The sequence below is a fragment of the Massilia sp. CT11-108 genome, assembly GCF_047302915.1.
Taxonomy (GTDB): domain Bacteria; phylum Pseudomonadota; class Gammaproteobacteria; order Burkholderiales; family Burkholderiaceae_D; genus Telluria; species Telluria orientalis.
This window is the reverse complement of record NZ_JBKYMO010000943.1, coordinates 1-1,202: the sequence shown is the minus strand read 5'-3', so window position 1 is coordinate 1,202 and position 1,202 is coordinate 1. Positions and strand designations below refer to the sequence as shown.

Below are 1,202 nucleotides of genomic sequence, written 5' to 3'. Positions count from 1 at the left end.
ATCCTGCGCAGCATGAGGAAGCGTCCTCCATGGTCCACGGCGCCGGCTGCGCTGGGACAAGGACATCCATTTCACGCCGGCCGGCCACGACGCGCTCGCGCGTTCGCTCCAGCCCGTCATCGCGGACATGCTGGGCGCAGGCCTGGCCCGCGCCAGCTGAGGAGGCGACATGGGCAAGACCATCCTGGGCATCGCCGGCTATTACCATGACGCGGCGGCGGCGCTGGTGCACGACGGCGAGATCGTCGCGGCCGCGCAGGAAGAGCGTTTCACGCGCCGCAAGCACGACCCGTCGTTTCCCGTCAACGCCATCAATTACTGTCTCGAAGAAGGCTTCGTCGATGCGGCCGACCTCGATGCGATCGTCTTCTACGACAATCCGCTGCTGACGTTCGACCGCGTCGTGCAGAACGCCTGCGCCGGCGCCCGGCACGGCGATGCTGCGGGCGCGCGCGACCTGTTCGTCCAGGCCGCGGGCGCGGTATTGGGCGACAAGATCTGGGTGAACGAGCACGTGCGCCAGACGCTCGGCACGCCCGGGCGCGCCGGCCGCGTGCTGTTCGCCGAGCACCACATGGCCCATGCCGCCAGCGCCTTCTATCCGGCGCCGTTCGACAGCGCCGCCGTGCTCACGATCGACGGCGTCGGCGAATGGGCCACGACCACCCTCGGCACGGGCCACGGCCGGAAACTGGAACTGTTCGCCGAGATCGACTATCCGCATTCGCTGGGGCTGCTGTACAGCGCGTTCACGAGCTTCTGCGGCTTCAAGGTCAATTCCGGCGAGTACAAGCTGATGGGGCTGGCGCCTTACGGCCGGCCGCGCTACGCCGGCCGGATCCGCGAACACCTGATCGACGTCCGGACCGACGGCTCGTACCGGCTGGATATGAATTACTTCGGCTGGCTGGACGGCATGGCGATGCCCGGTCCGCGCTTCGCCGACCTGTTCGACGGCCCGGCGCGCCAGCCCGAGACGCCGATCACGCGGCGCGAGATGGACCTCGCGGCCAGCATCCAGCAGGTGACCGAAGAGATCGTGCTCAGGACGGCGCGCCACCTGCGCCGCCTGAGCGGGGAGCGCAACCTCGTGCTGGCGGGCGGCGTGGCGCTGAACTGCGTCGCCAACGGCAAGCTGGCTGCGGCCGGGATCTTCGACGATATCTGGATCCAGCCGGCCGCGGGCGACGCGGGCGGCGCGC

Annotated in this window: 1 protein-coding gene; it reads left to right on the top strand. The window is 69.5% G+C overall.

What is annotated here, in order from left to right; all coding sequences use genetic code 11:
• Positions 1-169: 169 nt before the first annotated feature.
• Positions 170-1,202 (top strand): carbamoyltransferase (locus ACEN88_RS32210; protein ID WP_413346282.1); only part of this gene is annotated, 1,033 nt, incomplete at its 3' end.